The organism is Rothia nasimurium, from assembly GCF_928381705.1.
In the GTDB taxonomy this organism is placed as follows: domain Bacteria; phylum Actinomycetota; class Actinomycetes; order Actinomycetales; family Micrococcaceae; genus Rothia; species Rothia nasimurium_G.
Map to the genome: position 1 here is coordinate 90293 of NZ_CAKMSR010000001.1, position 23284 is coordinate 113576.

23 protein-coding genes are annotated in these 23284 nt (G+C 61.9%); 7 read left to right on the forward strand and 16 right to left on the reverse strand.

All coding sequences use genetic code 11. The features are described from left to right. Positions 1–87: 87 nt before the first annotated feature. Positions 88–1239, reverse strand: a complete 1152-nt coding sequence (locus tag L6762_RS00450) for an acetoin utilization protein AcuC (RefSeq protein WP_237185270.1) — start codon at positions 1237–1239, stop codon at positions 88–90. 310 nt (positions 1240–1549) lie between these two features. Here L6762_RS00450 and L6762_RS00455 point away from each other — a divergent pair, with 310 nt between their 5' ends. Together L6762_RS00455 and L6762_RS00460 are read left to right on the forward strand one after the other, a co-directional pair. Then, entirely contained in the window at positions 1550–2899 is a 1350-nt protein-coding gene (locus tag L6762_RS00455; RefSeq protein ID WP_237185271.1) for a TrkH family potassium uptake protein, read from the forward strand. Continuing rightward, the gene (locus L6762_RS00460) at positions 2892–3569 is read left to right on the forward strand and encodes a potassium channel family protein (RefSeq protein ID WP_237185019.1); all 678 of its coding nucleotides are present in this window, start codon (positions 2892–2894) and stop codon (positions 3567–3569) included. Before L6762_RS00455 ends, L6762_RS00460 begins: the two co-directional genes overlap by 8 nt. A 446-nt stretch (positions 3570–4015) precedes the next feature. Here L6762_RS00460 and proC read toward each other — a convergent pair whose 3' ends face one another. From proC to L6762_RS00490, 6 genes are all read right to left on the reverse strand, one after another. Next, complete coding sequence (gene proC / locus L6762_RS00465; RefSeq protein WP_423817070.1) at positions 4016–4867, reverse strand: pyrroline-5-carboxylate reductase; 852 nt, start codon at positions 4865–4867, stop codon at positions 4016–4018. 155 nt (positions 4868–5022) lie between these two features. Then, positions 5023–5838, reverse strand: coding sequence for a sugar phosphate isomerase/epimerase family protein (locus L6762_RS00470; RefSeq protein WP_237185023.1), 816 nt, complete (start codon positions 5836–5838; stop codon positions 5023–5025). 2 nt (positions 5839–5840) lie between these two features. Next, on the reverse strand, positions 5841–6827 hold the full coding sequence (locus L6762_RS00475; protein WP_237185024.1) for a Ppx/GppA phosphatase family protein: 987 nt from the start codon (positions 6825–6827) through the stop codon (positions 5841–5843). Between the two features lie 74 nt (positions 6828–6901). Further along, entirely contained in the window at positions 6902–9682 is a 2781-nt protein-coding gene (gene topA, locus L6762_RS00480) for a type I DNA topoisomerase (RefSeq protein ID WP_237185026.1), read from the reverse strand. Positions 9683–9820: 138 nt separating this feature from the next. After that, the gene (locus L6762_RS00485; RefSeq protein ID WP_237185028.1) at positions 9821–10240 is read right to left on the reverse strand and encodes a pyridoxamine 5'-phosphate oxidase family protein; all 420 of its coding nucleotides are present in this window, start codon (positions 10238–10240) and stop codon (positions 9821–9823) included. Positions 10241–10249: 9 nt separating this feature from the next. Beyond that, on the reverse strand, positions 10250–11890 hold the full coding sequence (locus L6762_RS00490) for a DUF7059 domain-containing protein (RefSeq protein WP_237185029.1): 1641 nt from the start codon (positions 11888–11890) through the stop codon (positions 10250–10252). A 40-nt stretch (positions 11891–11930) separates the two neighbouring features. Here L6762_RS00490 and L6762_RS00495 point away from each other — a divergent pair, with 40 nt between their 5' ends. The 3 genes from L6762_RS00495 to L6762_RS00505 are packed head-to-tail and all read left to right on the forward strand — an operon-like array spanning position 11931 to position 12873. Further along, positions 11931–12248, forward strand: a complete 318-nt coding sequence (locus tag L6762_RS00495; protein ID WP_237185031.1) for a thiamine-binding protein — start codon at positions 11931–11933, stop codon at positions 12246–12248. Next, positions 12248–12688, forward strand: coding sequence for a pyrimidine dimer DNA glycosylase/endonuclease V (locus L6762_RS00500; protein ID WP_237185033.1), 441 nt, complete (start codon positions 12248–12250; stop codon positions 12686–12688). Before L6762_RS00495 ends, L6762_RS00500 begins: the two co-directional genes overlap by 1 nt. A gap of 44 nt (positions 12689–12732) precedes the next feature. Then, positions 12733–12873, forward strand: a complete 141-nt coding sequence (locus tag L6762_RS00505) for a hypothetical protein (RefSeq protein WP_237185034.1) — start codon at positions 12733–12735, stop codon at positions 12871–12873. 121 nt (positions 12874–12994) lie between these two features. Here the strand turns inward: L6762_RS00505 and L6762_RS00510 are convergent, their stop codons facing one another. Genes L6762_RS00510 through L6762_RS00520 form a run of 3 tightly spaced genes read right to left on the reverse strand, consistent with a single transcriptional unit; the run spans position 12995 to position 14899 of the window. After that, on the reverse strand, positions 12995–13528 hold the full coding sequence (locus L6762_RS00510; RefSeq protein WP_237185036.1) for a GyrI-like domain-containing protein: 534 nt from the start codon (positions 13526–13528) through the stop codon (positions 12995–12997). Then, on the reverse strand, positions 13525–14409 hold the full coding sequence (locus tag L6762_RS00515; RefSeq protein WP_237185037.1) for a rhodanese-related sulfurtransferase: 885 nt from the start codon (positions 14407–14409) through the stop codon (positions 13525–13527). The genes L6762_RS00510 and L6762_RS00515 overlap by 4 nt, the downstream gene beginning before the upstream one ends. A 49-nt stretch (positions 14410–14458) precedes the next feature. Beyond that, positions 14459–14899 (reverse strand): pyridoxamine 5'-phosphate oxidase family protein, encoded by a 441-nt coding sequence (locus L6762_RS00520; protein ID WP_237185039.1) that lies wholly within the window; start codon positions 14897–14899, stop codon positions 14459–14461. 177 nt (positions 14900–15076) lie between these two features. Between L6762_RS00520 and L6762_RS00525 the strand changes: the two genes are divergently transcribed. Further along, a complete protein-coding gene (locus tag L6762_RS00525) occupies positions 15077–17650 on the forward strand; it encodes a DEAD/DEAH box helicase (protein WP_423817071.1) in 2574 nt (857 codons plus the stop codon). A 30-nt stretch (positions 17651–17680) separates the two neighbouring features. On the opposite strand, the gene L6762_RS00530 is transcribed toward L6762_RS00525, so the two are convergent. From L6762_RS00530 to L6762_RS00555, 6 genes are all read right to left on the reverse strand, one after another. Next, positions 17681–18055 (reverse strand): Rv3654c family TadE-like protein, encoded by a 375-nt coding sequence (locus L6762_RS00530; RefSeq protein ID WP_237185041.1) that lies wholly within the window; start codon positions 18053–18055, stop codon positions 17681–17683. After that, positions 18052–18432: a TadE family type IV pilus minor pilin gene (locus L6762_RS00535; protein WP_237185043.1), complete on the reverse strand. Its 381-nt coding sequence runs from the start codon at positions 18430–18432 to the stop codon at positions 18052–18054. Before L6762_RS00535 ends, L6762_RS00530 begins: the two co-directional genes overlap by 4 nt. A 113-nt stretch (positions 18433–18545) precedes the next feature. Next, entirely contained in the window at positions 18546–18758 is a 213-nt protein-coding gene (locus L6762_RS00540) for a DUF4244 domain-containing protein (RefSeq protein WP_237185044.1), read from the reverse strand. A gap of 332 nt (positions 18759–19090) precedes the next feature. Then, the gene (locus L6762_RS00545; protein ID WP_237185046.1) at positions 19091–19546 is read right to left on the reverse strand and encodes a type II secretion system F family protein; all 456 of its coding nucleotides are present in this window, start codon (positions 19544–19546) and stop codon (positions 19091–19093) included. 17 nt (positions 19547–19563) lie between these two features. Continuing rightward, positions 19564–20280 carry a type II secretion system F family protein gene (locus L6762_RS00550; protein ID WP_237185051.1) on the reverse strand — a complete coding sequence of 239 codons (717 nt, stop codon included), beginning with the start codon at positions 20278–20280 and terminating at the stop codon, positions 19564–19566. After that, positions 20280–21401 carry a TadA family conjugal transfer-associated ATPase gene (locus tag L6762_RS00555; protein ID WP_237185059.1) on the reverse strand — a complete coding sequence of 374 codons (1122 nt, stop codon included), beginning with the start codon at positions 21399–21401 and terminating at the stop codon, positions 20280–20282. The genes L6762_RS00550 and L6762_RS00555 overlap by 1 nt, the downstream gene beginning before the upstream one ends. A gap of 113 nt (positions 21402–21514) precedes the next feature. Here L6762_RS00555 and L6762_RS00560 point away from each other — a divergent pair, with 113 nt between their 5' ends. Beyond that, positions 21515–23284, forward strand: a complete 1770-nt coding sequence (locus tag L6762_RS00560) for a bifunctional 3'-5' exonuclease/DNA polymerase (RefSeq protein WP_237185065.1) — start codon at positions 21515–21517, stop codon at positions 23282–23284.

A 23284-nucleotide genomic window follows, 5' to 3' on the forward strand; every position in this document is an offset into this window, starting at 1 on the left:
CTCTTCGTCTATGCCCAGCTAGCACTCAGACTAAAAGCCAACGTACAGGGCCATCTGCCGGGCCCGGTGACCCGCCCCTATACCGGCCTAGTCATACCAGGGATCAAGCCCCCAGAGGGGGAATACTTCCTTGCGGGTGGCCATAATGCTGCGGTCCACACTGCTGGCCGGGTCGTAGCCAACCTCCCAGGAGTACCACCAGAGGTCCACGGGATCCCCCATCATGGTGGGCACTTTGGTCCCGTACTTTTCAAGCATATAAGCCTGCCACGATTCCGGCGTGGGCATATTTATGTCGAGGGGCTGGCCGGCCGCCACCGCAATAAGGTGGCTCCAAGAGCGGGGCACAGCGTTGTAGATGGAGTAGCCCCCTCCCCCGGTGGCAATCCAGCGACCCTCACAGAGCTCGTCCGCCAGCAAGGAGATATGGGCGGCAATTTCCCGCTGCCCGTTAATGCTGATGTTCAGGTGCGACATGTCATCGGCCAGGTGGGAGTCGCAGCCGTGCTGGCTGACGATTACCTCGGGCTGGAACTGCCGCAGTAGGCTAGGGACCACCGCGTCAAAAGCTCGAAGCCACCCTGAATCGGTAGTGCTTTCGGGCATGGCGATGTTAACCGAGGTTCCGGCAGCCAACCCTTCGGGGCCCACTTCGTTGGCGAAACCTGTACCAGGAAAGAGAGTCATGCCGCTCTCGTGCAGGGAAATGGTCATGACATTAGGGTTATCCCAGAAGATACTTTGCGTACCGTCCCCGTGGTGGGCGTCCACATCGATGTAGACGACCCGTTGCACTCCCGCTTCAAGCAGGCGGGCTATGCCCACGGCGCAATCGTTATAGATACAAAAGCCGCTGGCGTGATCACGTGAGGCGTGGTGCATGCCCCCGCCGAAGTTAACGGCGTGCTTGACCTTACCGCTCAAGATAGCTTCTGCAGCCTGATAGGTGCCACCGGCAAGTCGGGCGGACGCCTCGTGCACCCCCTCAAACCCGGGGGTGTCTTCGGTGCCCAGGCCACAGCTGGCGATGATCAGCGTGGGGTCGGCGCTGATTTTTTGAACCGCGTCGATATAGGGGTAGTCATGGGCCAGCATGAGCTGGTGCACGGTGGCGATTTCAGGTTCTTCAAGCTCTACCTGCGGGAGGTCAAAAATCCCAAGGTCCCGCGCTAGGGAGGCTGTTGCGTCCAACCGCGAGGGGTGCATGGGGTGATAGTCGCCAAAATAGTAGTTGGCCATGGCGGGAGTCCAGAGCACACGCACGTCGGTGGGCGTGAGGCTGTCGATAATAGCCACCAGCACTACCTCCTTTGGTAAGTTGAGTCACACTTACCATTAAACACATAAAAACTCTGCGGGCACCACACCCCGCTTGTATGACACGCAGACTACGCTAGAGACGGCAGAAGAAAGCGAGGTGAAGAACGTGGGCAAAATTGTGCGCAAGGTCCAGGAGCGCAAGCGGGTTCTGGACGCCATGGAGCAGGGGCAACTGGAATACCAGCAGCTCCTTCAGATTGTTAAGTTTTCGGCAGCCTTCCAGGCCCGCATGGCCCACCTGCGCGACCTGGTAGACCGCCTCTTTGGATCGTCATCCTCGCGTATTGCTATTGCGGCCTTCTTGCTGGTCATTATTTTCTTCTCGCTTATGCTCTACACCCCCTGGGCCTCACGCGATGGCCAGCAGGTGGAGTTTCACCACGCTGTTTTTACGGCGACTAGCGCCGTGACTGTCACCGGTCTCACCACGGTTTCCACCGCCGAACAGTGGACTTTCTTTGGCCAGCTCATGATTCTCTTAGGTTCGCAGATTGGTGGCCTCGGCACGCTCACCCTCACCTCCATCCTGGCGCTGGCGGTGGGGCGCAAGCTGGGGTTGCGCTCCAAAATTATCGCCCAGGAATCCCTCAATATCGGACGCCTGGGTGAGGTTGGCTCAGTGCTCCGCACCGTGGCCTTCACCTCCATCGCCATTGAGGCCCTGATCGCCTTCACGCTTATCCCCCGCTTCCTGGTGCTGGGGGAGCCCCTCTGGCAGGCAGTCTGGCACGGCGTCTTCTATGCGGTCTCATCCTTCAACAACGCGGGCTTCACCCCCCACTCAGACGGCATTGTACCCTACGGCCACGACCTCTGGATTCTCTTCCCCATCGCCCTGGGCGTCATGGTGGGCTCGCTCGGCTTCCCCGTCATTCTGGTGCTGCGCAACAACCTGCGCTTTAGCAAGTGGAACCTCAACGCCAAGCTCACCATCATCGGCACGCTGGTGCTCTTCTTCCTGGGCTCCTTTGCCTGGGGTGCCCTGGAGTGGGGCAACGACCGCACCATCGGCGCCATGGGCGCAGGCGATAAAATCCTCAACGCTGCCTTTGCCTCGATTATGACCCGCTCCGGCGGCTTCAACCTGGTCGATATGGCAGATATTCACCCGGTCACCATGTTGCTGACCGACGTGCTCATGTTCATCGGCGGCGGCTCGGCCTCCACTGCAGGCGGTATCAAAATCACCACCATCACCGTGGTCTTCCTGGCGATCCTGGCAGAAGCACGCGGCGACCAGTTCGTCGTGGCTTTCAACCGCACCATTCCCGATGCTGTCCTCCGTATCGCTATCTCCGTGATTATGATGAGCTTCGTGTTTGTACTGGCAGGCACCACCGCTATTATGCTCATCAGCCAGGTCGGCCTCGACCGGGCCCTCTTTGAAGTCATCTCGGCCTATGCCACCTGCGGCCTGTCTACCGGGCTCTCGGCCGAGCTGCCACCGTCCGGAACCTATATTCTCTCCACCCTCATGCTGATCGGCCGTATCGGCACCATTACCATAGCTACCGGCCTGGCCATGCGCTCCCGCCGCCGCCTCTACAAATTCCCCGAAGAAAGGCCCATCATTGGCTAGAAAAGATTTCCGCCCCGCCCATAGTGCCCCCGTGCTGGTGATTGGCCTAGGACGCTTTGGTTCGGCTACCGCTGCCCAGCTCGTTCGCCAGAACAAGGAAGTGCTGGTCGTTGAGAAAGATCCGGTGCTGGTGCAGAAATGGTCGGGCGACCTCACCTACGTGGTTGAGGCAGATGCCACCGACATGAATGCCCTGCGCCAGTTGGGGGCCCAGGACTTTACCGCCGCCGTGGTGGGTGTGGGTACCTCCGTGGAGGCCTCGGTGCTCATTACCGCCAACCTGGTGGACCTGGGCATCGAACGTATTTGGGCTAAAGCTATCACACCTTCTCATGGCAAGATTCTCTCCCGTATTGGAGCACACCGGGTTGTTTACCCGGAGTCGGATGCGGGGGTGCGAGCAGCCCACCTAGTCTCAGGGCGACTACTGGACTTCATCGAGTTCGATGACGACTTTGCCATCGTCAAGATGTACCCTCCCAAGGAGACCCACGGCTTTACCCTGTCTGAGTCTGATGTGCGGTCTAAATACGGGGTGACCATCGTGGGAGTGAAATCGCCGGGTGAAGAAATTACCTATGCGACGCCCGATACCCGGGTTTCTTCTCGCGATTTATTGATTGTCTCTGGCCAGGTGGACCTGATTGAAAGGTTTGCTGCACGCCCCTAACAGGTTTATACCTACAAGAAAGCCCTGACCACACCCTATACCCACCTGAGCATAGAAACCACCCAGGTGTCTTCCGAAATAATTCGTCTTTTTTTGATTTTCAGGGTGCATAAACTTAAAAACTGGCATATAGTTATAACTACCTCTAAAGGTGCGAGTGATTACTGAACGGTCCGCGAACCCGTTCAGGTAGCTCAAGACCTGAAGATTCCCAGATGGTTCCCCCTAATCCCATCTACTTCAGGTTGTGAGCCTTCTCTTAAAGCCAGATCCCTACCGGCAGAAGAGAAAGCTGAAGGCCAGTCCGATTCCCTACGGACTGGCCTTTAGTGTATCTAGGTTCCTTGTTCAGGAAAGAAAAAGCAGGCTGCCCTACCCCACTCCACAAGGAGTTTTGGTAGCACAGCCTGCTGTCATAGAACCTTTTTATTTAGGCTATCTCTGTACTATTTTTCAGAGCTGAACTCTTCGGTCATTTCCTCATTTCGAGCTACACAGGCCCGCATAGCAGTCTCGGTTAGTTCGAAGAGGCCACCATCGATATAGGCGGTAATGGCCTTATCGGTAGTGCCCTTGGGGCTGGTAACCGCCTTGCGGAGATCCTGGGGGTTGGGGTCAGCATCCAGCAGATAGCCCGCGCCCGCCACCGTAGCAGCAGCCAGTTCAGTAGCAGTTTTTTCGTCCAGGCCCAGCTTGACTCCAGCAGCGGCCATGGTTTCTGCTAGTAAGAAGGCGTAAGCAGGGCCTGAGCCAGATACAGCGGTTACCGCCCCCATCTGCTCTTCCTCAACCTCAATGACCCGGCCTGCTGCCCCCAGGACCGAAGCGGCAGCGTCCTTAAGCTCCTCGGTCACGGTTTGTCCCACCGAGATAGCAAGCACCCCCTTGCCCACCCGCGAAGGAGTATTGGGCATGCAACGGATTGCCGGCTGTCCCTCGGGCAGAGCCCGCTGTAAGGCTTCCAGAGTAATACCGGCAGCAACCGACACCACTACAGTATTCTCGCCCAGAGCCGGTGAAATTTCGCGGGCAAGATCAAGAATGGCGTAGGGCTTGACGCCCAGAAGCACCACGTCGGCCCCTTCAGTGGCTTTGAGGTTAGCCTGCGCGTCGTCCTCACCGGCAAGAATGGTTACGCCCTGAGCCCCCTCCCCCAGTTTCTCACGCAGGGTAGAGATGCTGGCGTGGGAGCCAACGGTCGCGCGCACAGAGGTAGGGTCGGTGCCTGCAGCGAGCAGGCCCGAGGCAATCGCTCCGTTCATGGAGCCGGTTCCGATAAAAGCAACGGTAGTCATGATGTTCTCCTTCGAATATGACGTATAGCTGAAGGCGCTGTCGGACTCGCAGCGAAGCTGCTGGCTCGGGGCTGGCGTGAATCACATGTGAGCGCTAGCGAACCTGTGAGAGGGTCGGCAGCGAGCGCGAGTCCGAAGCGCATGTTTGGTGAAGATTTTCACCTAGCTAGGTGGGTGCGGGCGAACTGCAGGGTCTCGTAGAGCATGTCGTCGCGGGCCCCTGCTCCCTTGGCCTTGCGGGTTGATACTTCAGCGCAGACAACGCCGTCAAAATCGCTGGCTGCGATGTACTGTAGGGTTTCGGCGACGGGCTGGGTGCCGTGGCCGGGTACCAGGTGTTCGTCCATGACCTTATCGCCGGAGCCGTCGGTCAGGTGCACGTGCCCCAGGCGGGAGCCGATGCGTTTGACGGCTTCGAGGGAGTCGTCTCCGGCTGCGGCTGCGTGGGAGAAGTCCCAGGTCATCCAGTCGTAGTCGAAGCGGGAGGGGTCCCAGTGGGGGGCGTACATCTCTACCGCGTGGCCTTTGATGGACCAGGGGTACATGTTTTCGACGGCGATTTTGACGTTTTCGAGCTCTGATATTTCGCGCACGCCCGCAACGAAGTTCTTGGCGTAGAGCTTCTGCCAGCGAAAGGGTGGGTGGGCGACGATGACGTCCGCCCCTACGGCCTTGGTCATTTTGGCGGCCATCTGCATTTTGTTCCAGGCCCGGCCCCAGACCTGCTGGGTCAGGAGCAGGGTGGGGGCGTGAATGGCGGAGATAGGAATCTGGTATTTCTGGATCAGGTCGAGCAGGTCGTGGGGCTCTTGGGAGAGGGCCGAGTGGGTGATCATGACTTCCACGCTGTCGTAGCCCAGGTCTACGGCGGTTGAGAAGGTTTCGGGTACGCCGAGCGGGAAGAGGCAGGAGGTAGAAAGCGCCACCGGCACGGGTTTACGGGCGGACGGGTTCTTGGGTGCGTCGGTGCTCATGGCTAGTCCTGCACGAATTCGGCGAGGGAGCGGGGGTCAATCATGGCTTCGGGCCCCTGCTGGGAGAGGTAGTTTAGGCGGCGTAGCACCAGGCCCTCGCGCAGGGCCCAGGGGGAAACGCGCATGCGGTCTACGCCGAAGACGTCCATGGCGGTTTCTGCCGCGATAGCCCCGGCTAGCATCTGTTCGGCGCGGACGTCGGACACCCCGGGTAGGCCCTCACGTTCGCTGGGGGGCATGGCTTCCATGCGGCGGGTCCACAGGCGCAGATCCTGTAGCAGCATTTCACGTTTGACGAAGGGGCCCGCCGAGTAGGGGGCTGCCCCGCAGATGCGGGCGAGGGAGCGGAAGGTTTTGGAGGTGCCCACGACCATGTGGGGCTGCCCGTAGGCCAGCAGGGTCTCGGCAACGGGTTCTAGGGTTTCGCGCACGTACTTGCGGAGTTTTTTGATTTCCTTGGGGGACGGCACGGGGGCGCTGAACCAGTCGCCGGTCAGGCGGGTGGCACCCAGCGGCACGGAGATTGCGTCGTCGGGGTAGGCGTCCATGCCGGTGGAGAACTCGAAGGAGCCGCCGCCGATATCGAAGTTGAGAATGCGGCCGGCGCCCCAGCCCTGCCAGTGGCGCACGGCGTGGTAGGTGATGGCGGCTTCCTGGTCGCCGGTGATTTCGGTGAGGTTGACGCCGGTCTGGTTCTGCACGTGCTGCAGAACCTCGGGGCCGTTCTTGGATTCGCGGATGGCGCTGGTAGCAAAGGCCAGCAGGTCTTCTGCCCCGTGCTCAATCGCGTAGAGCACCGCGGACTTCACGAAGGCGGTGAGGCGGTCACGCCCCTCGTCGGTGATGTTGCCGTCTGTGTCGATGTAGCGGACCAGCTGTAGGGGCTCCTTGTGGGCTGCGGTGTAGGCTTCGGGGCGGGAGCCTAGCTGCCCCTCAATCAGAAGCAGGTGGCCGGTATTTGAGCCAATATCGAGCACGCCTAGACGCATGGGTCCCCCTTGAGTGGTGACAAAAAGTTTTCCTGCCTACCAGTGTACAAGGATGGGACCCACGCGATAGCCGACTACTCGCCCGCTTTCTGAGCGGTGCTCTTCTTGGTCGCAGTCTTCTTGGCAGCAGTCTTGCGCTTGACCGGGCCCTTAGCTCGTTTCTCAGCGAGCAGCTCAACCGCGCGAGTGTGGGTCAGGGACTCGATGGTTTCGCTACGGGGCACCGTAATGTTGGTGACGCCGTCGGTGATATAGGGGCCGAAGCGGCCGTCCTTCACCACGATCTTCTTTTCAGAGACCGGGTCTACGCCGAGCTCAGCCAGCGGGGGCTTGGCTGCACCGCGTCCACGCTGCTTGGGCTGGGAGTAAATCTCCAGGGCCTGTTCAAGGGTGATGGAGAAAATCTGGTCCTCGGTTTCCAGGGAGCGGGAGTCGGTGCCCTTCTTCAGGTAGGGGCCGAAACGACCGTTCTGGGCGGTAATTTCGGTGCCCTCGGCATCGGTACCGACCACGCGGGGCAGGGCCATAATCTTGAGGGCGTCATCCAGGGTAACGGTTGCCAGGTCCATGGACTTGAAGAGGGAGCCGGTGCGGGGCTTTTCAGCCTTGGGCTTCTTCTTGGGCTTGGGCTTACCGTTCTTGTAGTACTCGGTGGGCTGGGCGTCCATCCAGGCGGCGATTTCTTCCTCGGTCATCTCGGGGATAACCTCGGTGACGTAGGGGCCAAAACGGCCGTCACGGGCTACAATGGTGCGGCCGGTGGCCGGGTCAACGCCGAGTTCACGGCCGTCGTTCTTACCGGCTTCCAGCAGTTCAGCGACCTTCTCTTCGGTCAGCTCATCGGGTGCCAGATCAGCCGGTACGTTGGCGCGGATGGGGTCCTTGATTTCGCCGGTTTCGGTGTCAATCTCACCGCCGGTCTCAAGGTAGGGGCCGAACTTGCCCACGCGCAGGTTGACCCCGGGGGCGACCTCTACAGAGTTGATTGCGCGGGCGTCGATGTCGCCCAGGTTGTCAACGATGGGCTTGAGGCCGCGCTTGTCTCCCCCACCGAAGTAGAAGTGAGACAGCCACTCGGGGCGGGCCTCTTCACCGCGGGCAATGCGGTCGAGGTCTTCTTCCATTTCGGCGGTGAACTCGTAGTCCACATACTTGGCGAAGTGCTCTTCGAGCAGGCGGACGACCGAGAAAGCGGTCCAGGAGGGCACCAGGGAGCCGGAGCGGTTATTGACGTAGCCGCGGTCCATGATGGTTGAGATGACGGCTGCGTAGGTTGAGGGGCGGCCAATGCCGAGCTCGTCCATAGCCTTGACCAGGGATGCCTCGGTGTAGCGGGGCGGGGGTGAGGTTTCGTGGCGGGCAGCTTCGATATCGCTACCGCGCAGGGCGTCGCCTTCTGCCAGGTTGGGTAGGCGCTTGTCGTCCTTGCCGTCCTTGGCCTCGCCCTTGCCCTCTTCGCCGCGCAGGGCGTCCTTGCCTTCTTCGTAGGCGGCGAGGAAGCCGCGGAAGGTAATGACGGTGCCGGACGCTGCGAACTCGGCATCCCGGCCGTCGGCGGCGGTAGCGCCTAAGCGGACGGAGGCGGTGGAGCCCTTGGCATCTGCCATCTGGGAGGCAACGGTGCGCTTCCAAATCAGCTCGTAGAGGCGGAACTCGTCGATGCTCAGGGCACTCTTGACCTCGGCGGGGGTGCGGAAGGAATCCCCCGCAGGGCGGATTGCTTCGTGGGCTTCCTGGGCGTTCTTGGACTTGGAGGTATAGACGCGGGGGGAGGCCGGTACATAGTCGGCGCCGTAGAGCTCGGAGGCCTGCTTGCGGGCAGCCTGGGTCGCCTGGTCAGACAGGGCAACCGAGTCGGTTCGCATGTAGGTGATGTAACCGTTCTCGTAGAGGCGCTGGGCCACCTGCATGGTAGAGCGGGACGAGAAGCGGAGCTTACGGGCGGCCTCCTGCTGCAGGGTTGAGGTGGTGAAGGGAGCAGCGGGGCGGCGGGTGTAAGGCTTAGTTTCGACCGAGCGGACGCCGAACGCGGCGGACGCCAGCGCGGACGCCAGGGAGCTGGCGGCAGCTTCATCCAGGTGGGCAACCTTACCGGCTGAGGCAGGCTTGAGGGTGCCGTTATCGGCAAAATCCTTGCCTGTGGCGACGCGGGCACCGTCAACAGCTGAGAGCTTGGCGGTGAAAGACTCGGCGGTCTCGGTGGTGAAGGTGCCGGTCAAATCCCAGTAGGTGGCGGAGCGGAAGGCCATGCGTTCGCGCTCACGCTCTACGACCAGGCGGGTTGCCACAGACTGCACGCGGCCGGCTGAAAGGCCGCGGGAGACCTTGCGCCAGAGCACCGGTGAGAGCTCGTAACCGTAGATACGGTCGAGCACACGGCGGGTTTCCTGGGCGTCCACCAGGTTGTTATCAATGTCGCGCAGTTCATTGAAGCCGCGCTGGATCGCTTCTTTGGTGATTTCGGGAAAGGTCAGACGGTAGACGGGCACCTTGGGCTTGAGTACCTGCAGCAGGTGCCAGGCAATGGCTTCACCTTCGCGGTCACCATCGGTTGCCAGATAGAGGGCATCGGACTCTTTGAGCAGGCGCTTGAGCTCGGTGACCTTCTTTTTCTTGTCGGGGTTCACTACGTAGTAGGGCTCGAAGCCTTCTTCTACATTGACCGCAAACTTGCCAACGGGGCTCTTTTTAAGCTCGTCGGGCAACTCAGAGGGCTGAGGAAGGTCGCGAATATGCCCCATGGAGGATTCAACGATGAAGGCATCGCCCAGGTACCCGCTGATGGTTTTCACCTTCGAGGGGGATTCCACGATCAGCAGTGACTTGCCGTGCTCGGTGGTTGCCTTAGTGGGCACTGAGGGCTCCTTGGGGTCGGTTTTTCGCGTGTATGCACAACAATAGCCGACTTACGGGGCTTCGTGTCTACTTAGACCGATGTGACCTTAGAGCGCGGGCGTGCGGGGCCAGTACCGGTGCTGCCCCCCCTTAGCCCCTTAAAGCTCGTCGGCAGGTTCTGCCCCGATTTCGAACTCGCGCCCGCTGACGCTCACCGGCTCTACCTCAACCCAGTTGGTCTTGTAGGTCGGTGAGTAGGTGCGCAGGCCCAGGGCTTCGACCGCGTCGAGGTCGGCTTCGCTGGTGAGCCAGTGGGCGTTGCCGTGCACGACAACGGAGCGGGCTGTACCGTCGATAACCTCATCAATTTCGAAGGCGGCCTTGCGGCTGATGACGACTTCTGAGAGCTTCTGGCCGGCCGCGGTGCGGAAGTAGATTTTCTTCTCGTGCACCACAAAGTTGACGGGGTAGATATCTACCTCCCCGCCAACAGCCAGGGCCAGGCGGCCGAACTCGTGGGCAGCTAGCAGCTCCCAGCAGCGGTCTTCAGACAGGGTTTTAATAGGATTCTCTACCATGGCCCCAGTCTAGTCGCCCTGGTCAATCCGCAAAAAGCCCTTTTCGAGCAGTTCGCGCATGTTACTGATTAATACTTGTCTGGGTTCTTCGGTCTCCCAGCCCAGCAGGGCAGCTAGGGCACCGACGATTTGGCCAGCGGTCAGTTCCCCGTCGCAGGCGGAGACGAAGCCGGAGGTCTCTGTAGTTTCTAGGATGGTGCGGCGCAGCCCGGCACCTGCGCGCAGCAGAATCACGGAGGGGTGCTCAGAGCCGGGAGTGGAGTGGCGTTCTTCGGTCACGTCCCCGGCAACGACCAGGTGCTTCTCTAGCAGCTCGGTATCGCTCAAGGCGGTGACCTGATCAAAGTGCTCCACCGCCTCGGTAATGAAGGGGGCGATGGGCTGCTGGATGGGGTAGGTGATTTCTTCGAAGCGGTGTAGGCGCTCCCCTGCGGACCCCGGGTTCGGCTTACGCAGCCAAATCATGCCAAACCCGATGGAGCCAACGCCGCGGGAGGCGAAGTCGCGCAGGTAGGCGGTGTAGGCGGCTTCAAAGTGGGCGGGGTCGCGGTTTTCGCTGGCATCTCGCAGCCAGGTTTCGGCGTACTGTTCGGGTTCAAGAACCTCGCGCTGGATGAACCAGGCTTCGGTCTCCTCCCCCACCCAGGCGCGGGGGCGGTCTGCCCAGTCGACGGGGCCGTCCTGCCCGTCAACGGGAATTTCCCAGTTACCCAGCATCTGGGCACGCCCGCCGGGGGTAAGCACGGTAGGCAGCTGCTGCACCAGGGTTGAGACGATACCGTCCCCCGCCATACCGCCGTCGCGATAGGTGAACTGGTCTTCGGGGGTTTCATGGTCGCTGCGTGGGGTAATGACAAAGGGCGGGTTAGAGACCACCAGGTCAAAGGTTTCACCGGCGACCGGCTCCAGGAGGGAGCCTAAGCGCAGGCTGACGCGCTCCTCCAGGTTGGCGGGGTTCAGCTTCAGGGCGGACGCATTCAGCAGCAGATTAAAGCGGGTAAAGGCCAGGGCGCGCTCGGAAATATCGGTAGCGGTCACGTGGCGGGTGTGGGCCAGCAGGTGGAAGACCTGGATGCCGCATCCGGTGCCCAGATCGAGGGCCCGGTCTACGGGGGTTCGCTCGGTGAGCTGGGCCAGGGTGAGGGAGGCATGGCCGATACCCAGCACATGGTCCTTGCGCAGGACGCCGGGGCGCTGGTGGGCGCCCAAGTCGCTGGCCACAAAGAGTTCGGTTCCGTCGTCTGCGGCGTGCGGCCGCAGGTCTACGGCAGCCTGTACCAGGCCGTCCTCGGTGGGCTCCGCCAGCCCCAGATCCAGCAGCAGGTCCAGGCTACCTGCCCCCAGTGCGTCCTCAAGGTCCCCACCGGGCAGGGCGGTGCCAAAGAGGAAGAAGCGCACCAGCTGGGCCAGATTCCGCTGGGCGGTGGTAAAGGTTTCTGATGTGGCCTCCTGCCCCAGAATCTGGCTCACTCGGTAAAGGCCGGGCACCACCTGGTCGCGGGTCATGGCCTCAAAAGCGCGGGACCCCAGTAGCTCCTCGATACCGTCGTAGGTGTAGTTGAGCTCGGTCAGGGCAGCGTGCAGGCGGGTGAGGGCGGCAGTATCGGCGCTGACGGGGGCACCGGGAACACGAGAAAAATCAGAAGTCATCACGCTCTCTATTTAACCGTATGAGCGGTACGGTAGAGACATGTTATTTGCATTCTCTGTAGCCCCCACCGGCGGCGGAGACCCGTCCGGGTCCGTACACGACGCCGTTGCAGAAGCCGTCCAGATCATCCGCGATTCGGGCCTGCCCCACCGCACCGACGCCATGTTTACCACCATCGAAGGTGACTGGGACGAGTGCATGGCCGTCATCAAAGCCGCCACCGAAGCCGTTGGAAAGTACGGCAACAGGGTCTCCCTTGTGCTCAAAGCCGATATTCGCCCAGGTCACGACTCAGGCGAACTCACCGGCAAACTCGACCGCCTCGAAGAAGCCATCGCCCGCAGAGCTGAAGGCTAATGCGTATCTGGTCTGTGCACCCCTCCCTGCTCGATGCCAAGGGGCTAGTGGCCTGCTGGCGTGAGACCCTGCTTGCCCAGAAAGTGCTCCAGGGGCTCACCCAGGGCTACACCAACCACCCCCAGCTGAACCGTTTCAAAGCCTCTAGTGACCCCCTGGCCTACATCTGCACCTACCTGCACGGGCTGGCTGATGAGGCTGATAGACGGGGCTATAACTTCAACCGCAGTTTGCTGGTGCTCCCTGCTCAACCTGAGTTGTCACCGCTACCAGTTACCGACGGCCAGCTAGACTACGAAATCTCATTTTTGGCAGAAAAAGTAAAAGCCCGCTCCCCACAGTGGTATGACCAGTATTTTTCCACATCACCCACTAAAGTCACCCACCCGCTCTTCACCGTCGTACCCGGCCCCATCGAAAACTGGGAAAAGGTCAAATAGTAATCAAGGTGTTTTTTTCTAGAGGTCTGGGTTATATTTACCTTATGGCAAATGCAGAAAAAATTGCCGAACTGGAAAAGTCCATCGCTGACTGGAAGGAAAAGGCCGCTAACGGTGGCCCCGCCTTCATCGCAGAGATTATCGAGAAGCTTGAGGCCGAACTGGCCGTAGAGCAGAACTCCTAAAGATTTTTCCCTTCGGTATTACCACACCAGTTCAACCGTTATCCAGGGGCGCGCAAGCGCACATACTTTAGAGAGAAATACCTCCCGCATATCGCACTGCGGGAGGTATTTTATTGTTTCTTTAAGCGGCCTGCGGGCTCGTTACAGCCTGCCAGAGATACATACGGTAGTTCTCGTCGGTGATTTCGCCGGGCCCGTACACTTCTAGGCAGACGCCGGTAGGCTCCAGCCCCTTCGAGGGGATAAAGGTGCTGGCCAGGTGGTTGAAGCCCGCCTTGATATGGGCAGGGGGGACGCCCGGGGTAATGGCCCCCTGCACCAGGACGGTAGCGTACATAGCAGCCGGTACCATCACGCCGGTCAGCCCAAGGGCCGCAACGTCCTTAATACCGCCGGGCACAATGAAACCCGCCGTGTAGGTAAAACCGGTATCGTCGGCGTCCGGCATTACGACGCCCACCTTCTGCAGCTTTTCTACCGCAGCCAGACGCTGGGCGGCCAGGTCGCCCCCGCCCGACTCAAGCGTGCTGTAGAGGCGCTCCCACCAGGATCCAAAGTCGCTCTCTTCTGTCGCCGGGTCGGTGACACCGGCGACCATAAAGGTACCGTATTCAATCAGAGCTGTCTCGTAAGCCGGGGTTTTCTGCTCACTCATGCTGACGCTGCCGCAGCCTCGCGCTCGGCCTCTGCTTTAGCCTGGCAGTCGGGGCACAGGAGCACCAGGTCGCGCACGCCGTCCACATCGAGGTTGACGAAAGTGTTTGCCTTAGCGCCGCAGTGTTCGCACTCGCCGATTGTGACGGTGTCGGGTGAGAAGTTCATGTGCTGGCGCTTGTCGAAGATGTAGAGCGAGCCCTCCCAGAGGCCGGAGTCGCCGTACTTTTCGCCGTAGCGCACGATGCCGCCGTCAATCTGGTAAATCTCTTTGAAGCCGCGGTTCTTCATCAGGGCCGAAAGAATTTCGCAGCGGATACCGCCGGTACAGTAGGTGATGACGGGCTTGTCTTTGAGGTCATCGTACTTGCCCGATTCGATTTCTTGAATGAAATCGTGGGTGGTGCGCACATCGGGCACAATGGCGTTCTTGAACTTGCCGATTTTTGCTTCGAAGGCGTTGCGGCCGTCGAAGAAGACGACCTCGTCGCCGCGTTCTTCAACCAGCTTGTTGACTTCTTCGGGCTTCAGGTGCACGCCGCCGCCCACCACACCGTTTTCATCAACGATGAGTTCATCGGGAGTGCCGAAGGCAACAATCTCGTCGCGGGCCTTTACCGAGAGGCGGGGGAAGTCGCTAGCGCTACCGTCAGACCACTTGAGTTCGAGCTTTTCGAAGCCCGGGTACTGGCGGGTAGTTTTACCGTACTGTTTCAGGGCGTTGATGTCGCCGCCCAGGGTACCGTTGATGCCGTGCTTAGAGATCAGGATGCGGCCGGTCAGGCCCAGCTTCTCGCAGAGAGCACGCTGCCACAGCATCACGGCCTTGGGGTCGGTCACAGGGGCAAAGCAGTAGTAGAGGATAATTTTTTCTTGAGACACACCCCTATTTTAGACCTTATGCCCCTCGGTGGGGCGGCGACTGGCGTTCCTAGCCCAGGCGGAAGCGGCGCCCGGTCATTTTCTGCGGGGTCAGCTCCACAAACTCCAGCTTCTCGGTATCGAGCCAGGGCTCAAGGTTGAGCTTGCCAACGTAGTCAATGTCGCGGGTTTCGGTCAGCAGGCGGGCTGTGGCAAAGACATTGACCGAGTAGGCGTGGCTGCCCTCTGCCCGGTCGAACTGCACGGTTACTTTCTCGTTCATCAAAAGCTGGGTAAGTTTGCTGCCGGAGGCGGTGCGGAAGAAGATGCGAACCCCGTCGGTCACAATGTTGAGCGGGGTGATGTGCACGTAGCCGTCCTCGCCTACCGTGCCCAGACGGGCAAATCGGGTGCCCTCAATCAGCTCCCAAATCTGCTCTTCGGTGAGGACCGTGACCACAGGCTCCTGCTCGGTAGTCTTCTTACCCTGAATGTTCATTGGAATACTCATACAGTCCATTATCCCATCCCTTATAGTGCAGGTCACAGATAACAGGATAGAAAGAGCAAATATTTACGCGCGCTCTCGCGGTGCCATAATAGACGGGTGCCTACCGATGCCCTTCCCTCGCGCTCACACCCAGCCGGAGCCCCGTCCACTCGCGCTCCCCAGCCCGGTGAGCTGGCCGTGGTGCTCGACCAGCTGGGGCTAGCATCCTTACCTGAGCAGGTCACCCATGTGCGTACCCTGCCTGCCCGGCGCGCTGAAACTGCCCCCTGGCCGTCCTGGGCCCACCCGCGGGTGGTTGAGGCCTACCAGAACCTAGGGGTCGCCGATCCCTATCTACACCAGGTGCAGGCGGCAACGGCCGCGCACGACTCCCCCGGCAACCGGCACGTCATTCTGGCAACGGGAACCGCCTCGGGTAAGTCCCTGGCCTACCAGCTACCCGCCCTTGACGCTATCTACCGGGGCGAATTCGAGGCCCAGGCTAGCGGCTTTGATTCAGGCCGGGCAACGGCCCTCTACCTCTCCCCCACCAAGGCCCTAGCGGCAGACCAGCTAGCATCCCTGCGCAACTTAGGACTTCCCGGGCTCGTGGCTGAGAGCTACGACGGCGATACCCCGCAGGCCGACCGCCGCTTTATTCGCGAGCGCGCCAACTTCATTCTGGCTAACCCGGATATGCTGCACCACGCTATCTTGCCCAACCATGCCCGGTGGGCTGGTTTTTTGCGCAAGCTCAAGTATGTGATTGTGGATGAGGCCCACGGCTACCGGGGCGTCTTTGGGGCCCATGTTTCTCTGCTGATGAGGCGCTTGCGACGGGTGTGCCGCTACTACGGTGCTACCCCGGTGTTTATTGGGGCATCTGCTACCAGCGCGGAGCCTGCTGAGTCTTTTGCCCGGCTGATTGGGTCGCGGCCCACCGCGGTTACCGCGGTAACTGAGAGTACCGCTCCGCGCGGTGCTACCCATGTACTGCTGTGGGAGCCGGAGTTTACCGATGCGGCTGCGGTCAATGACAAGCTTTCTGCCCATGCTAATGGGGTGAGTGTTCGGCCCGGTGCCCAGGGCAATGGTGCAGGTGAGAACGGGGCGCCGGTGCGTAAGTCGGTCATTACCCAGAGCGCTGAGATGCTCACTGACCTGGTGGTGAACCGTACCCGCACGATTTCCTTTATTAAGTCCCGTCGCGGGGCTGAAGCTATCGCGCAGACCGCTGGCCGCTATCTCGATGAGGTTGAGCCCGGCCTTTCTGCCCGTATCGCAGCCTATCGGGCGGGCTACCTGCCCGAGGAGCGTCGGGCCCTTGAGGCCAGCCTGCGCCGGGGTGAGATTCTCGGCGTAGCCTCGACCAACGCCCTGGAGCTGGGTATTGATATTGCGGGGCTGGATGCCGTGTTGGTGGGCGGATGGCCGGGCACGCGGGCGTCCTTCTACCAGCAGATAGGACGAGCGGGCAGGGCAGGGCAGGACGCTTTTGCCGTCCTGATTGCCAGCGAAGACCCCCTCGATACCTACCTGGTGCACCACCCCGAAGATATTTTTGACCGGCCGGTTGAAAAAACCGTTTTCGACCCTGAGAACCCCTATGTACTTAGTCCTCATCTATGTGCTGCGGCCGCTGAGATTCCCCTGCGCAGGGAGGAGCTCATGGTCTTTGGGCGCACCACCGAGGCGCTGTTGGGCCGCCTGGTGGAGCAGGGCTACCTGCGGCAGCGGGCTACCGGCTGGTTCTGGACCCACCCCGAGTCTGCCAGTGACTTTGTGAACCTGCGCGGGGGTGGTTCTCCCCTGCAGATTATTGACTGCGAAACGGGTGCCGTGATTGGCAGTATGGACGACGGCCACGCCCACTCCCAGGGGCACCCCGGCGCTATTTACACTCACCAAGGCAAGACCTATGTGGTGGAAGATCTTGATGAGGACAACAAGGTTATTGCGGTCTCGGCAGTGAGCCCCGATTATTACACCCAGTCCCGTGATATCACCGAAGTGACCGTACTGGGTGCTGAAGAATCGCAGCAGCAGGGGCAGGTGTCGTTGAACTACGGCAGGGTGCGGGTTCGTTCCCAGGTGGTGGGCTACCAGCGGAAGTCCCTGGTGGGCCAGCAGGTTCTGGGTGATGAGCCACTTGACCTTGCCCCGCAGGAGTTGCAGACCAGGGCTATCTGGTGGGCTATGCCCGCTACCCTGTTGCACGCTGCGGGTATTCATGAGAGGGATATCCCCGGTGCCCTGCATGCCGCTGAGCACGCCGCTATCGGTCTGCTCCCCCTGGTAGCTACCTGCGACCGGTGGGATATCGGTGGTTTATCGACCGCCTTTCATATCGATACCGAACAGCCCACGATTTTCGTCTACGACGGCCACCCCGGCGGGGCTGGCTTTGCCGAGCGGGGCTTTGAGCAGGTGGGGCACTGGTTGCGGGCCACTCTCGATACGATTTTGGCCTGCGAGTGCGATCTGGGCTGCCCTTCGTGTGTGCAGTCCCCCAAGTGCGGTAACCGGAACGAGCCCCTGCATAAGGCGGGCGCCGCCCGGCTTTTAGCTGCCCTGCTCGTTGAGGCCGATGAACTCACCGATGAAGAGCGCAGAAAACTGCTCAAGCCTTTAGGCCCGGCGGCTGAAAGCCCGGTAGCTGGGGAAACAGGAGCCGGGAGTTACGCGGTGGGACACCGGGTAGAGGGGAAACCTACCCCGGTGAGTGTAGCTGAGTCTTTGACCGGCTTCGCCGCTACCGACGACCCCTTCTAGCCTTGCTATAGCGAGCGGGGCTGGCCTCGGTTATGAGGAATCAGGTGGCCCAGCCCGGGATATGCCCTCAGCGGGACCAAGGAAAGCGAAGGGGCCGGTGATATCAACGAGGGTGCGGACGTCCACCGTCCCGCCCAACCCGGCGGGCTGGCCGCAGCCACCCAACCGGGCCCCGTTGGACTGGGCAATGCGCTCGGCGACCGCACAGGGTTCTCCGGGGGCAAGGCCGCGGGCTACGTCCGCTGCGGCAAGAGCCGCTAGATCCGCTGCTGCCGCTGCCCGGTGCTGCGCGGTAATGACCCCAATGAGCCCGGCACAGGTAGCCCCGAGAATAAGAAGAGCGCAGACCAGGCCCACCGTGGCAACGGTGCTGCTTCCTCGTTCCCACTCAACTTCGCGATTCATGGGTCAGCGCTCCCGGTGGTGGCGCTGTATTCGGTGAGGGCCCGTGCATCGGCGGTAAGCGTCCAGCCGCTGACCTTTCCCACAACTCCCGGAGCCTGCCTGCTCACCGTTACGACCGTCATGTCGTCATCCTGAGCCAGGGTGACGGTAGCTGCGGGGTCTATCTCCTGCACGATGCGGGTTACGGTCTCGGCTGTTTCCCCGCGGGCTGCTGCCCGGGCTCCCAGGCGAGCGCCCTCTTCCAGTTTGAGCTGTACGATACCGGTTGCGGCAGCTCCCAGCACCAGGGCCAGAACGAACACAAGGGCAGGGAGTATCACCGCAAATTCAGCGGTGCTTGACCCTCTTTCGTTTTCTGGTGCGGCTAGTGTCTGCACGGTATCACCACCTTATCTTGGGCTGAGGGTTCCAGGGCTTTCAGGTATCAATTACGGATTTTCCAGTCTCTGTGCCCGGGCGGTTCAGCCCGGGCACAGAGACAGAAGGCTGTCTATGCTCCGGTTGAGAGAGCTGTTTGCACAAGCCCCAGCAGCATCTGGCGGACTTCTTCAGATTTGAGGATGACCACGAGCAGTCCCGCAAAGCCTACGGCCGCCAACATGACGATTCCGTACTCGGCGGTCGTAGCGCCCGCTTCGGGGTCGTCGAGACCGGCCTGAAGGAGCTGGCCTTCTACAGGTGATGTGGGGTGAGTGTTCGACACGGTTTCCTCCTTGATGTGGTGCTCCTCGGCAACCTTGCCGAGGCGCTGTGTTCTTTCGGGTGTTCTCGGGTGAAGACGGGGTAAGGGGCGGGTTGAGGTGGTGAGAAAGACGCCGGGGCCTTCACCCGAGGTACCTGTAGCTTTCCAGTTGCCCGAGATAGCGTAAAGAGTAGTGTTACCTGTGGATAAGGGCAGCGGGCCTGCTCTCCTGTCTTTTCAGGGAGCAAAGCTCCCAACACCTTCTACAGCAGTGCAGCCGTGACGCCTTTATGACGCCCCTGCGCCCTCCACCGGAGGCCTGTGGATAACCTGTCCGTACCGCCTGCCCGCTTCTAAAAAAGCACCGGAAACAGGGCAATGAGAACGGGTACCACCCCCAGGCAGATAAAGGACGGCAGCGAGCAGGCCCCCAGCGGCACCACCAGTTTGACGCTCAGCCGGGCAGCTGCCTTCTCGTAGGCCCGTTGCCGGTGGCGGCGCTGCCGCTGGGCCAGAACCCTCACCAGTTGGGCGCTCGGTGCACCCGTGCTCAGCGTCAGCCCCAGGGCCTCATACAGGCCTACGAGCCCCGGGGCAACCGGCTGCTCCCAGGCGTCCGCCCAGCTCTGCCCCTGATAGAGGCGCTCCACCACAGCGGTCAGCTCCGCCTCGTATCTTCCCTCTTCAAGCTGACCCAGCTGGTGCAGCACCGCAGGGATCGAAAGCCCTGCCGCGAGCATGGTCGCCGCCATATCCAGGTAGAGGGCAGCATCTAGTTCAGGAGCGGACGCCCGGGGCTGCTTCCCCACTCTCGGTAGACCCAGCATCACTGCCCCTCTTCCGCGCGACGAATCAGGCGGGCCGTCCAGCGGTTGCCGCACCAAGCCAGCGCCAGCCCCAGGCACCCAACGAAAGCCCCGGGAACTGAGCCTAGAAGCACCCCTAAGGGATCCGTACCCATCAAGATTCCCAGCCCCAACCCCACAAAAGGCAGCCAGGAAAGGATTCGCCCGGTAGCCCGCGGCCCACTCAAAGCCGTCTCCCGCTGCTGGCGAAGGTCAATTTCCGTCTCCAGGTAGCGGGCTAGACGCTCAAACACCTGGGCGAGAGAGGCGCCCGTCCGCTCCCCCACCTGCCAGCAGGCTGCCACCCTGGCGGCTCCCTGCCTCACGCTCTCGCGCAGCTCAGCCTGCCCGGCAGCCTGCAGATACACACCGGCTAGGGGCAGGCCCTTCTGGGCTTGGGCGCTCGCGGTCTCAAAAAGCTGGGCCATCTGGGCCCGGGCACCTTCGAGGCCCTGCTGCTGGCGCGTGGACGGTCGCAGCTTCCCCACAACTGCGAACAGGCCGGATTTCTGTTCGGCGCGCCCCTCATGTTCTAGGCCCACCAGATAGGCCGCTACGTGGGTGCAGGCCTGCGCCGGTGAGCACCCCGCACGCAGCAGGGCGGCAAGACGCCAGATGGCATCGGGCCATAGCTCCAGCTCTTCTAAGCCCGCAGAATCGCTGCGGGCCCCAAGATTTTTCAGACTTTCGACCAGCATCAGGCACCCACCCCCGTGCTCTGAGACAGACCGGCTGCCTGCTGGAGCTCTTCACCACCGGGGTGCCAGCGCAGGTAGGTGCCGCGGCGGCGCGGCTCCACGGTACAGACCGGCTCAACGGCAAGGTTGTGCCCGCCTACCAGCCGATAAACCCCGCGTACTATACGGCGCTTGCCCTCGCGTTCAAGGTGCACAATATAATCCAGCGCCGTCGCAGCTTGCAGGGCCACAGCCTCGCTACTCACCCCCGCGAGAGCCCCCATAGCGTAGAGCCGGGCAGGCACAGACCCTGCGGAGTTAGCGTGCACCGTGGTGCCGCTTCCGGAGTGACCGGTGTTCATGGCCGTCAGCATATCCATGACCTCAGCTCCGCGGCACTCGCCCACCACCAGCCGGCTGGGCCGCATACGAAGGGCCTGCCGAATCAACTCGGCCAGCCCCACCTCGCCCTGCCCCTCGGCGTTAGCAGCCCGGGCCTGCAGGCTCACGGTGTGCGGGTGATCTAGTTGCAGTTCAGAGGTGTCTTCTACCAGCAGTAGCCGCTCACCGGCGTCCGCCTCCTGCAACAGGGCACCCAGCAGGGTGGTCTTGCCGGTCCCAGTTCCCCCGCTGACCAGCAGATTAGCCCGCGAGCGCACCAGCTGCCGCAGCACCTGTTCCAGGTCGCGCCCCATCATGCCGCGCTCTTGTAGTTGCCGTAAGGACGGGCGCTGGGCCGGTTGAAGGCGCAGGGACAGCAGGGTGCCGGAGCGGCTCAGGGGTGGGAGCAGGGCGTGGATGCGGATTCCCTGCTGGGTTTGGACGTCGGCAGCCGGGTAGGCGTCGTCCAGACGGCCACCTGCCGATAGGATCAGCCGGGTGGCAAGTGCCCGGACGGCTTCATCGTCGGGGAAGGTAATAGCAGCCCGGTGCAGGGTACCTGCGGCCTCGTACCAGACATCCTGCGGGCCGTTGACGAAAATATCGGTCAGCCCTTCTCGGCTCACCAGGGGTGTGAGCGGGCCCAGGTCGGTCTCGGCAGGTTCTACCGCTAAGAGCGGCACATCATCGGGTAGGTCTGTGGGGGTCGGCTCAAAGAAACGGCGCCGCGATCGGCGCACACGCATCTCAGTATCGGGCATGGCTACCTTTCAGGGTAGGCCCCTGCCCCGGCATCTTTCTCTTGTCTCTCTTTATGCCACAGAAGAAGTGCCGTGTCTAGCCCTGTGAACAGCGCAAACGGCATAATAGAAAGATGTATATCGTGCTTGGCCCAGCGACCTCCCCCGGCGATACGCCCCTGTGGGAGGCTATTACGCTGAACGACACCGGCTCAGGCACCCACCGCACTTTCCCTTTCGCTAAGCTCCCCGACTTTGTGCGCGCGGTAGAGGCCCAAAACCCGCACCGGGTGATTCGCTGGGCCTGGGCGGACGCCCGCGAGCTCATGCCCGCCCTGCTGGCAGCTGGGGTCTCACCGGCGTCCTGCCACGATCTGCGCCTTGCCCAGCGAATTCTGCTCACCGCCGCCACCCGCGCCCAAAACCGGCTGCCCTACACGCCCACCATCGACCTCACCCCCGAAGCCGCGCCTCCGGCAGGAGTACTACCGGCCAGACGACAAATCGAGGGGCAAACCGCCCTCTTTGACGACCTTGGCCCAGCCTCCCCCGAACAGCACGAGGCAGCCGGGCCAACCGCGTCCGCCCTGCTCACCGAACTCCGCACCCAGCTAGAGGCCGTCGCCGCCTGCCCAGCCCCAGCCCGGCTCTCCCTCCTACTCGCCGCAGAATCCCAGGGCGCCCTCATCGCAGCCGAAATGAAGCACCACGGCATGCCCTGGAACCGCACCATCCACGAAAAAATCCTCGAACATGCCCTCGGTCCTCGCCCCGCAGGCTACGACCGCCCCTACAAGATGGAGCGCCTCGCCGCCCGCATCCGCGAAGAACTCGGCGCCCCCAACCTCAACCCCGACTCGCCCCAAGAAGTCCTCAAAGCCCTCCAGGCAGCCGGGCACTCAGTCACCTCCACCCGCAAATGGGAACTCACCGAATGGGCCAACGCCGTCCCCCACCTGCGCGAAGAACGCTGGCAGCTCGTCCGCCCCCTGCTCGACTACAAACGCCTCGCCCGCCTCTACACCGCCAACGGCTGGAACTGGCTCGACACCTGGGTAACCAACAACCGCTTCCACCCCACCTACGAAGTCGGCTCCGCTGCCACCGGCCGCTGGGGCGGGCACGGCGGCGGCGCCATGCAAATACCCAAGGACGTCCGCCCCGCCATCCGCGCCGAAGAGGGCATGATGCTCACCGTCGCAGATGCCGCCCAAATCGAACCCCGCATCCTCGCCGTCATGAGCGGCGACCGCGCCCTCGCCGTCGCCGGACGCGGCACCGACCTCTACCTCGGCATCGCCCAGATTGGCGAACGCACCGGCAGCGTGCTCAACGACCGCTCCCACGCCAAAATCGCCCTACTGGCCGCCATGTACGGAGCCACCACCGGCGAAGGCGGGCAACTCATGCCCCACCTCAAAAAAATGTTCCCAGCCGCCATCGGCCTCACCGAACGCGCCGCCGACGTAGGTCTGCGCGGCGGGCAGGTCACCACTTATCTAGGGCGCACCTCCCCTGCTCCCTCCCACGCCTGGTTCCAAGCGCAACGCAACCAGGTCACCGCAGCCGACGAACGCGCCGCCCGCTCAGCCGCCCGCGCCCACAGCCGCTTCACCCGTAACTTCGTCATCCAGGGAACAGCCGCCGAATGGGCCATCATCTGGATGGCCCAAATCCGCAAACGCCTCCGCACCGAACGCCGCTTCGGCAAACGCATGCAAACCCGCCTGGTCTACTTCCTCCACGACGAAATCATGCTCTACGGACCCATCGGCGAATCAGCCCGCGCCGCCGAAATCGTGCGCGAGTCAGCGCAAGCTGCCGCCGAACTCATCTTCGGCCCCACCGACGTCGAGTTCCCCGTCACCGTGGTCACCACCGACGATTACTCGCAGGCTAAATAG

Bases quoted from the DNA above. Each gene is read 5' to 3' on its own strand.
- L6762_RS00520 (WP_237185039.1), bottom strand. From the start codon at position 14,899: ATGAGTATTCCAATGAACATTCAGGGTAAGAAGACTACCGAGCAGGAG.
- L6762_RS00555 (WP_237185059.1), bottom strand. From the start codon at position 21,401: ATGCCCGATACTGAGATGCGTGTGCGCCGATCGCGGCGCCGTTTCTTT.
- L6762_RS00495 (WP_237185031.1), top strand. From the start codon at position 11,931: ATGTTATTTGCATTCTCTGTAGCCCCCACCGGCGGCGGAGACCCGTCC.
- L6762_RS00550 (WP_237185051.1), bottom strand. From the start codon at position 20,280: ATGCTGGTCGAAAGTCTGAAAAATCTTGGGGCCCGCAGCGATTCTGCG.
- L6762_RS00485 (WP_237185028.1), bottom strand. From the start codon at position 10,240: ATGGTAGAGAATCCTATTAAAACCCTGTCTGAAGACCGCTGCTGGGAG.
- L6762_RS00530 (WP_237185041.1), bottom strand. From the start codon at position 18,055: ATGAATCGCGAAGTTGAGTGGGAACGAGGAAGCAGCACCGTTGCCACG.
- L6762_RS00455 (WP_237185271.1), top strand. From the start codon at position 1,550: ATGGCCCACCTGCGCGACCTGGTAGACCGCCTCTTTGGATCGTCATCC.
- L6762_RS00510 (WP_237185036.1), bottom strand. From the start codon at position 13,528: ATGAGTGAGCAGAAAACCCCGGCTTACGAGACAGCTCTGATTGAATAC.
- L6762_RS00505 (WP_237185034.1), top strand. From the start codon at position 12,733: ATGGCAAATGCAGAAAAAATTGCCGAACTGGAAAAGTCCATCGCTGAC.
- L6762_RS00450 (WP_237185270.1), bottom strand. From the start codon at position 1,239: ATGGCCAACTACTATTTTGGCGACTATCACCCCATGCACCCCTCGCGG.
- L6762_RS00490 (WP_237185029.1), bottom strand. From the start codon at position 11,890: ATGACTTCTGATTTTTCTCGTGTTCCCGGTGCCCCCGTCAGCGCCGAT.
- L6762_RS00560 (WP_237185065.1), top strand. From the start codon at position 21,515: ATGTATATCGTGCTTGGCCCAGCGACCTCCCCCGGCGATACGCCCCTG.
- L6762_RS00470 (WP_237185023.1), bottom strand. From the start codon at position 5,838: ATGAGCACCGACGCACCCAAGAACCCGTCCGCCCGTAAACCCGTGCCG.
- L6762_RS00500 (WP_237185033.1), top strand. From the start codon at position 12,248: ATGCGTATCTGGTCTGTGCACCCCTCCCTGCTCGATGCCAAGGGGCTA.
- L6762_RS00475 (WP_237185024.1), bottom strand. From the start codon at position 6,827: ATGCGTCTAGGCGTGCTCGATATTGGCTCAAATACCGGCCACCTGCTT.